Source organism: Microbispora sp. NPDC049633, from assembly GCF_040675265.1.
In the GTDB taxonomy this organism is placed as follows: Bacteria; Actinomycetota; Actinomycetes; order Streptosporangiales; family Streptosporangiaceae; genus Microbispora; species Microbispora maris.
Genome location: NZ_JBFAOO010000273.1, coordinates 1 through 7804 on the forward strand (window position 1 = coordinate 1; position 7804 = coordinate 7804).

General features: G+C 73.5%; 9 protein-coding genes. 1 reads left to right on the plus strand and 8 read right to left on the minus strand.

Annotation, left to right across the window (positions count from 1 at the left end; genetic code table 11):
- From AB0J39_RS36390 to AB0J39_RS36425, 8 genes are all read right to left on the minus strand, one after another.
- The coding region (locus AB0J39_RS36390) for a SapB/AmfS family lanthipeptide (RefSeq protein ID WP_363473218.1) at positions 1-89 on the minus strand (89 nt) is incomplete at its 3' end.
- 68 nt (positions 90-157) lie between these two features.
- Positions 158-283 carry a SapB/AmfS family lanthipeptide gene (locus AB0J39_RS36395; RefSeq protein ID WP_363473205.1) on the minus strand — a complete coding sequence of 42 codons (126 nt, stop codon included), beginning with the start codon at positions 281-283 and terminating at the stop codon, positions 158-160.
- Positions 284-353: 70 nt separating this feature from the next.
- Positions 354-491 (minus strand): SapB/AmfS family lanthipeptide, encoded by a 138-nt coding sequence (locus tag AB0J39_RS36400; protein WP_346227216.1) that lies wholly within the window; start codon positions 489-491, stop codon positions 354-356.
- The gene (gene lanKC, locus AB0J39_RS36405; RefSeq protein ID WP_363473207.1) at positions 488-3103 is read right to left on the minus strand and encodes a class III lanthionine synthetase LanKC; all 2616 of its coding nucleotides are present in this window, start codon (positions 3101-3103) and stop codon (positions 488-490) included. The genes AB0J39_RS36400 and lanKC overlap by 4 nt, the downstream gene beginning before the upstream one ends.
- 378 nt (positions 3104-3481) lie before the next feature.
- A complete protein-coding gene (locus AB0J39_RS36410; protein ID WP_363473209.1) occupies positions 3482-4195 on the minus strand; it encodes a histidine kinase in 714 nt (237 codons plus the stop codon).
- Positions 4196-4438: 243 nt separating this feature from the next.
- Positions 4439-5470 carry an NAD(P)/FAD-dependent oxidoreductase gene (locus tag AB0J39_RS36415; RefSeq protein ID WP_363473211.1) on the minus strand — a complete coding sequence of 344 codons (1032 nt, stop codon included), beginning with the start codon at positions 5468-5470 and terminating at the stop codon, positions 4439-4441.
- Entirely contained in the window at positions 5467-6027 is a 561-nt protein-coding gene (locus tag AB0J39_RS36420; protein ID WP_363473213.1) for an isoprenylcysteine carboxyl methyltransferase family protein, read from the minus strand. The genes AB0J39_RS36415 and AB0J39_RS36420 overlap by 4 nt, the downstream gene beginning before the upstream one ends.
- A gap of 10 nt (positions 6028-6037) precedes the next feature.
- Positions 6038-7108, minus strand: a complete 1071-nt coding sequence (locus tag AB0J39_RS36425; RefSeq protein ID WP_363473214.1) for a 3-oxoacyl-[acyl-carrier-protein] synthase III C-terminal domain-containing protein — start codon at positions 7106-7108, stop codon at positions 6038-6040.
- A gap of 118 nt (positions 7109-7226) precedes the next feature.
- Between AB0J39_RS36425 and AB0J39_RS36430 the strand changes: the two genes are divergently transcribed.
- On the plus strand, positions 7227-7804 hold a 578-nt coding region (locus AB0J39_RS36430; protein WP_363473217.1), incomplete at its 3' end, for a UbiA family prenyltransferase.

Genomic DNA, 7804 nt, shown 5'->3' on the forward strand with positions numbered 1-7804 from the left:
GGGGTGCAGCCGAGCAGGGACAGGTTGCTGCCGCCGCCGTCGTGGCCGCCGCCGGGAACCTCGAGGGTCTGCAGGTCGAGAAGCGCCATTTCGATGATCTCCTTGTATGAGTGCCGTCAGCCCCGGTTGAGGCCGATGATCGTGGTCCGGATGGTCGTCAGCCGCAGATGAGGCTGAGGCTGCTGTTCTCGTGCGGGGTGCAGCCGAGCAGGGACAGGTTGCTGCCGCCGCCGTCGTGGCCGCCGCCGGGAACCTCGAGGGTCTGCAGGTCGAGAAGCGCCATTTCGATCATCTCCCTTGTATGGATGAGCCAGCCCGGATGAGGCTGAAGATCGTGTTCACCGGAGGGTCCGTCAGCCGCAGACGATGCTGAGGCTGCTGTTCTCGTGCGGAGTGCAGCCGAGGAGGCTGATGTTGCTGCCGGGGTAGTCACCGCCGCCGCCGGGAGTCTCGAGGGTCTGAAGGTCGAGGAGCGCCATGGGTGTGTTCACCTCCTTCCGGTGCTGGTCGGGACGCGGGACCCGGCGGCGGTGCGCAGGGGGGCCTGCGCCTGGGGCCGTCCGGGGGGATCGAGGAACGGGAGGTGAACCGGCTCGTCGTGCAGCGCGGTGCCGAGCGCGAACAGCACGCCGGCGCTCCCTGTGGCGAGGTCCATGGATAGGCGGAGCAACTGGGCTCCGGGGAAGGCCAGCCCGCCCTGGCACGGAAGCTCGTGCCAGGCCAGCCGGGCGATCTGCGCCACGGCGGCCTCGGGGTCGGGGCGGGAGCCGGACGACAGGCAGGCGATCATGCCGGCCCGGCCCGCGAACAGCCCCGGCTGGACGTAGTACGGCAGCGTCAGCACCGACCGGATGGCGGCGAGCGACTCGGCGAAGGTCTCGTCGTGCCGGTGGGCGAGATAGCGGTCCAGTGCCAGGCCGATGCCGGCCGACCCCTCGTCGAGATAGGGGTTGGTCCGCCAGCCCTGCTGCACCTGGAGCTGACCGTCCTCGCGGCCGACGCACCGGCGCAGGTCCTGCCGCAGCGCGGTGGCCGCGAGGTCGAGCAGCCCGGGGTCGCCGATGCGCTCGTAGGCGTGCAGGAACATCAGGGCGGGTCCCGACGAGCCGTACATCAGGCCCGCGTGCGGATACCTGCCGCCGCTGATCTCGGGCACGTCGTCCGGGCCGCCGAGCCGGTCGGCCACCACGGCCACGACGCGCGCCGCCCGGTCGCGGAACTCCGGCTCGCCGGTCCTGTCGTGCAGGTGCATCAGGGCGAGGGCGATGCCGGACAGGCCGCGGTAGAGGCTCAGGTCGAGCCCTTCCGCCGGCTGCCGTACGCAGAGCTCGGCCACGTCGAGCGCGTCCCGGCGGCGGCCGAGAGCCTCCAGCGCGTACGCCACGCCGTGCAGGCCGTTGTAGAAGCCGATCCCGACGCCGGGCTTGGCGGCCTGCCGGACGAGCCACTCCTCGTGCTCGGGGAACCGCCCGGCCCCGGTCGCCGCCAGCGCGTACAGGACGCCGGCCGCGCCGTTGGCGAGGCTCACGCCGCCGCCCGGCTCGAACTGGACGATGTCGCCGGGGAACAGCCGGTCCTCGCGGTCCGGTGTCGCCGAGGTGAGAATCGCCTTGGCCAGCGCCTCCCGGACCGCGGGCCAGTCCTCCCTCATCCGGCCCGGCCGCGGGAGCAGGCTCGGCTCTGCCGCGGGCGGGTCCTGCCCGAGGATGGTCCGTACGGCTCCCTCGATCAGCGCGGGAGGCACCGGGAACGTCTCAGTGATCAGCCGGCCGAGCTGGGCGGCCTTGGGCCGGTGGAGCTGCAGGAGCATGGTGGTCATCGGGGCGAACACGCCCAGGTGCAGGCAGGCCAGCGCGTACTCGTCGGCCTCGGCTCCGGCCAGCCCGCGTGGCGGCATGAAACCGGGGTTCGCGAGCGTGGGCCGCCTGCGCTCCTTGATCGGTGAGGAGACCTCGAAGTCGATCAGCACCACCCGTTCGCCCTCGACCAGGATGTTGAAGGGGTGCAGGTCGCCGAACACCACGCCGCGCTCGTGCAGCGCCGAGACCGCCGCGCGCACCTTGGCGAGCATCCCGACGGCCCACCCGGCGTAGTCCGCGGTCATCTCGGGCGTGCGGTCGGCCCGGGTCAGGGGGTGCTTCTGGGCGATGAGCTGGCTGAGCGAGGTGCCGTCGATGTACTCCTGCACCAGGAAGTGGTGCTCGCCGACCGTGAAGTAGTCGCGCAGCGCCGGCACGGCGTCGAGGCCGGCCAGGCGTTCCATGATCGCGGCCTCGTGCCGCAGACGGGTGACGGCGTCACGTCCCTCGACGTCGAGCCCGGCGTGCGGACGGGCCTCCTTCAGCACCACCTTCTCGCCGGTGCGCCGGTCGCGCCCGAGGTACACGCCGCCGCCGTTCGAGAAGTGCAGCACGCTCTCCACGTCGTACGGCACGCCTTCGAGCGTCACCGCGTTGCGGGCGGCCAGGTGCGGTTCGAGGAACGCCGGCAGGGCCACCCAGGGGGGCAGGGCGAACGCCGGGCCGCGCACGTCGGGGACGAGGTTGCCGTCGGCGTCCTCGATCGCGAGCACCCGCTCGCCGCTGTCGTCCAGGCAGTGGCGCTCGGCGAAGCCGCCGTACCGGACGAACAGGGGGCCGTCGCCGTAACGCAGGTCGCTGAGGATGTACGGGCCCTCGACGCCGTCCAGGATCTCGGCGAGCTCCTTGAGCGTCAGCTCCAGCTGGGCCTCGTCGACGGGGTAAATGGTGACAAGCTTGCCGCTCGACCCGCGGAACGCGTACTTGGAGTTCTGCATCGTCATCACGCGCCGGCCGCGCAGGAATTTGAAGGCCAGCCCGCGCGGCGCGCAGTAGTCCCAGGCCGCCGCTATCACTCGCTCCGCCTCCGCCAGGGAGGACGAGATGTGGATCTTCCATCCCTGGCTGGGCAGCCTGGCGCCGATCGGCGCGTAGTGCAGCCAGGTGTCGGTCGCAAGATGGGCCCACCCCTCGGGCGCGGGCCGGGCGGCGATGGCGAAGTCGGGATGCTCCGCGCGCTTGCTGTCGAGCGTGTCGTAGAACAAGGGATCTGCGAGGCAGTAAATCTCGTACTTACTAATCACCAGATGTCCCCTTAGGCCGGTCACGTCAAAGAATTCCGGAAATGACGAGAAGGGCCAAGTTACGCCCGTCAACTGCGCTATGTGAAATCTGCACATAACGAGCCGTGACGCAGTCATGGGTGGGCGATGATGCCATTCACGGCCGTGTCCGGGACGCGTCGCGGACCATCTGGTCAGATCGCTGGTCAAGGCGCGCGGCGCGCGCACGCCGGCCGGGAGGGGCGGCACAGCGCGACGATCAGGCGCGGGGGGCGGCGCCGTGCGGGGGCGGTGACGGGGCGCGGCGCCCGGCGGCGATCACAGTCGCGGGCGAACGGCGCGCGGGCCGCGGATGGGCCGTGGGTGCCGGGGCGGCCCGCCGGGTGAGCCCGGCAGGCGTCAGCGGCGGTCTCCGCCCCTGTTGGGAATCTCGACGATGACGCGGAACCAGCCGTCCGGGTCGAGGATCGTTCCCACCATGCCGTCGAGCGCCGCCGCCCGGTTGCGCAGGTTGTCCAGGCCGCTGCCGTCGCCCGGCGGGGCGGAGGGATCGACGCCGTCGTTGGCGACGGTGAGCGTCACCACGCCGCCCCGCACGACGATCTCGATCGTGCACAGGGTCGCCCTGCTGTGGCGCAGGACGTTGGTCACCGCCTCCCGCACCGTGATCGCGAGCACCGCGCTCACCTCGTCGCCCAGCTCCGCCTCCGCGACCTCGATCTTGCAGTCGGTCCCGTACGCGCGCAGCACGGCCCGCGCGTTGGCCAGTTCCGATGCGAGGGAGACGTCCCGGAAGGAGCGGGTCACGTTGCGGATGTCGGCGGACGCCTGGCGGATCGCCTGCACCACGTCGGCGAGCGCGGGTCGCAGAGGGCTGTCGTCGTCCGCGAGCCGGTAGGCGAGTTCGCTGCGCAGGGTGGCCAGCCACAGGCGGCTGCTCACGAGGTCGTGCACGTCGCGGCCGAACTGCTCGCGCGCTTCGGCCGCCGCCTGCCGTACGGCCTCGGCCTGCATGGCGCGCAGCCGGCGCAGGCGGACCACGAGGACCACCAGCGCGGCGATCAGGAGCGTACCGAGCAGGACGAGCAGGGCGATGAGGGCGATGTGAGGCAAGTAACGACCCTCCAGTCATCCTCGCCGTAACATCGGCCTCGCCATTAGATGCACACGTTAGATCTTTGCATACCGATCAGGAAATATGGCTACTTCATTCGTGTCGAAGTAGGTTCTATTACCACTCCATATAGGGGTTGCCGGAGGCGTCCTAAAAACGGGCGTTCATCAACTGTGAATCCGGCTGTAACAATTCTGGGCCCTGTCCGCTCCGGGGCACGTTCGGGGGCAGAAGGCGCGGGGTCAGGCGAGCGTCCGCACCGCGGCCTCGAAGACCGCGGGCAGGCGCCGCGCGGCCGGCACGATCATCCGGGCGGCGGGGGGATGCCGCCGGGCCCGCACGAGCGCGGCCGTCAGCAGCCGGGAACGCCACGACAGGCGCCGCCAGGCGGTCTCGTAGTCCTCGGGCCGGCCCGCCCGCAGACAGCCGACCAGCGCGCGGGCCGACAGCAGCGCCAGTGAGATCCCCTCGCCGGTGAGCGCGTCGACGTAGCCCGCCGCGTCGCCGACGAGCAGCACCCGCCCGGCCACCCGCCGCCGCACCCGCTGGCGCAGCGGTCCCGCCCCGCGCACGGGGGTGACGGGCGGGCCGTCCAGCCGGGCGAGCAGACCGGGGAACTCGGCCAGGTGCTCGTCGTAGGTCCGCCGCTCGCCGCTCAGCACCGCCACGCCGACCAGGTCGTCGCCCACCGGCGTGACGTACGCCTCGCCGCCGGGCGCCCAGTGCACCTCCACGAAGTCCGTCCACGGCGCGACCCGGTAGTGGCGGCGCAGCCCGTACCTGCGCGGGCCGGGGGAGGGCAGGCCGAGCCCCAGCCGGGTCCTGATCGGCGAGTGCAGCCCGTCGGCGGCGACCAGCCACCGCGCGCGGAGGGGGGCCTCACCCGTCACATCCGCGTGAACGGCCTCGTCGGCGGCGCGCACCGCGTCCACCCGGCCGGGCACGACGCGGACGCCGAGCTCCCGCGCGCGGAGGGCGAGCGCGGCGTGCAGCGCGGTCCTGCGCACGCCCAGCCCGGGGCCGTCGCGGAACTCCGCCTGCACCCGGTGCCGCCCGTCCACGTAGCGGATGCCGAGGAACGACCTGCCGCCGGGCACGGCCACCCCGAGGTCCGCCAGCGCGGCGGCGCCGCTGGGCATCAGCCCCTCCCCGCACGCCTTGTCGACCGGGACGGGCCGCGGCTCGACCACGACCGCCTCCATGCCGGCCAGGGCCGCGTGGACGGCGGTGGCCAGCCCGGCGGGCCCGCCGCCGGCGACCAGCACGTCGATCACGCCGCGGTCCCCGTCCCCGCGCCGTGAGCGGCGGGTCCGGGGGCGGCGGTGGCGAGCGCGGCGTTCTCACAGCGCAGGCGCACGGCCATGAGCGGCACGTTGAGCACGGTGAAGACCAGCGCGGTCAGCCAGGCGGAGTGCACGAGCGGCAGCGCCGCGCCCTCCACCGCCACCGCGACGTAGTTGGGGTGGCGCAGCCATCCGAACCGGTACGGCCCGCGCGTCACGAGCGGCATGCCCGGCACGACGACGACCTGCGTGTTCCACTGCGGGCCGAGCGTGGTGACGCACCACCAGCGCAGCGCCTGCGCGGCCAGGACCAGCCCGAACATCGGCCAGCCCAGGCCCGGGACGAACGGCCGGTCCGCCAGCCACACCTCCAGCAGGCAGCCGGCCAGCAGGCCGGTGTGCAGGGCGACCATCCAGGGATAGTGGCCCTGCCCGTACACCACCCCGCCCCGGGCGAGGCTCCAGCGGGCGTTGCGGCGCGCGACGACGAGTTCGGCGAGCCGCTCCACCGCGACGAGCGCGACGAGCAGCGCGTACGAGAGCGACACGGGGGTCTCCCTACCAGCGCAGCAGGACGAGTTCTGAGCAGAATCCCGGGCCCATCGCCAGCAGCAGGCCCGGCGTGCCCGGCGGCGGCGGCCGCAGGGCGAGGGTGTCGCGCAGCACGTGCAGCACCGACGCGGACGACAGGTTGCCGTTGGCGGCCAGCGAACGCCAGGTGAGGTCGAGCGCGCCGTCCGGCAGCGCGAGCGTCTCCGCGACGGCCTCCAGCACCTTGGGACCGCCGGGGTGGCAGACCCAGGCGGCGACGTCGCCGGCGGTCAGGCCGTGGTCGGCGAGGAACCCGTGCACGTCGTCGCCGAGGTGCGCGCGGACGACGCCGGGGACCCCGGCGTCGAGCACCACCCGGAAGCCGCTGTCGCGGACGTCCCAGCCCATCACGCGTTCGGAACCGGGATACAGCCGGCTGCGCGTCGCGACGACGGCGGGCCCCGCCGCGCGGCCCGTTCCGGGCGGCTCGCGGTCGTCCCCGTACGCGACCACGGCGGCGGCGCCGTCTCCGAACAGGGCGCCCGCCACGAGGTTGGCCGTGGAGGTGTCGTCGCGCTGCAGGGTGAGGGAGCACAGCTCGACCGAGAGCAGCACCGCCACGTGACCGGGCCAGCCGCGCAGGTAGTCGTGCAGCCGGCCGATCCCCGCCGCGCCCGCCACGCAGCCGAGGCCGAACACCGGCACCCGCTTCACGTCCGGGCGCAGCCCGATCCGGTTCACCAGCCGGGCGTCCAGCGACGGCGCGGCGACGCCGGTGACCGACGTGCACATGATCATGTCGACGTCCGCCGGGGTGAGGCCGGCCGCGGCCAGCGCCGCGGTCACGGCCTGCGCGCCCAGGTCGAGCGCGGCCTCGATGAACAGGTCGTTGGCCGCGCCGAAACCGTCGAGCTTGCCGTACTGGTCGAGCGGCAGCACCAGGTTGCGGTGCTCCACCCGGGCGCCGGCGTGCAGCCTGTCGAGAAGCCGGCGGTCGGCGCCCGGAGGAAGACACACCCTCGCCAGGGCGTCCGCGATCTCCGCCTGCGAGTGGCGATGAGGGGGGACGACACCGTGGACGGCCGCGATCCGCGTCATCTCACATCCTCGGGCTGGCGAAAATCATGACAAGTCCCTCTTGCCCGTTGCGGGCCGCCGCATACCCTCGGAACCGCAGGATGATCCGCATCCGTAAAGTCCGGTTACGCTCGGGGTCGTGACCGGCTCAGGGGCCCTGCCCGACGAAACGGCGGCCGAGACCGGCCGGGGTGCCGCCGTGCCGGGTCGCGGCGCGGGTCCCGGAGGCGACGCTTCGGCGGACGCCGGGGGCGAGCGGCCGGCCGGGCCGCGGCGGATGGTGGCCGGGCTTGCCCTGGCCTGCCATCCGGGTCCGGCCGCGGCGGTGACGGCCCTGGTCACGGCGCTCGTGGCGCTCGCCGGGTGGGGCCCGGCGGAGACCGCGCTCGCGGCTCTCGCCGTGCTGACCGGCCAGCTGTCCGTGGGCTGGTGCAACGACGCCGTGGACGCCGCCAGGGACGCCGCGGCGGCGCGGGCCGCCAAGCCGATCGTCGCGGGACTGGTGACCGCGCGCACGGTGCGCGCCGCGGCGTTCGCCGCGCTGGCGGCCTGCGTGCCGCTCTCGCTGGCCTGCGGCCCGGTCGCCGGGATCACGCATCTGTTCGCCGTGGCCGCGGCCTGGGCGTACAACCTGTGGCTCAAGGGCACGGCGGCCTCGTGGGCGCCGTACGCCGCCGGGTTCGGCGCGGTTCCGGTGTTCGTCGCGGCCGGGATGCC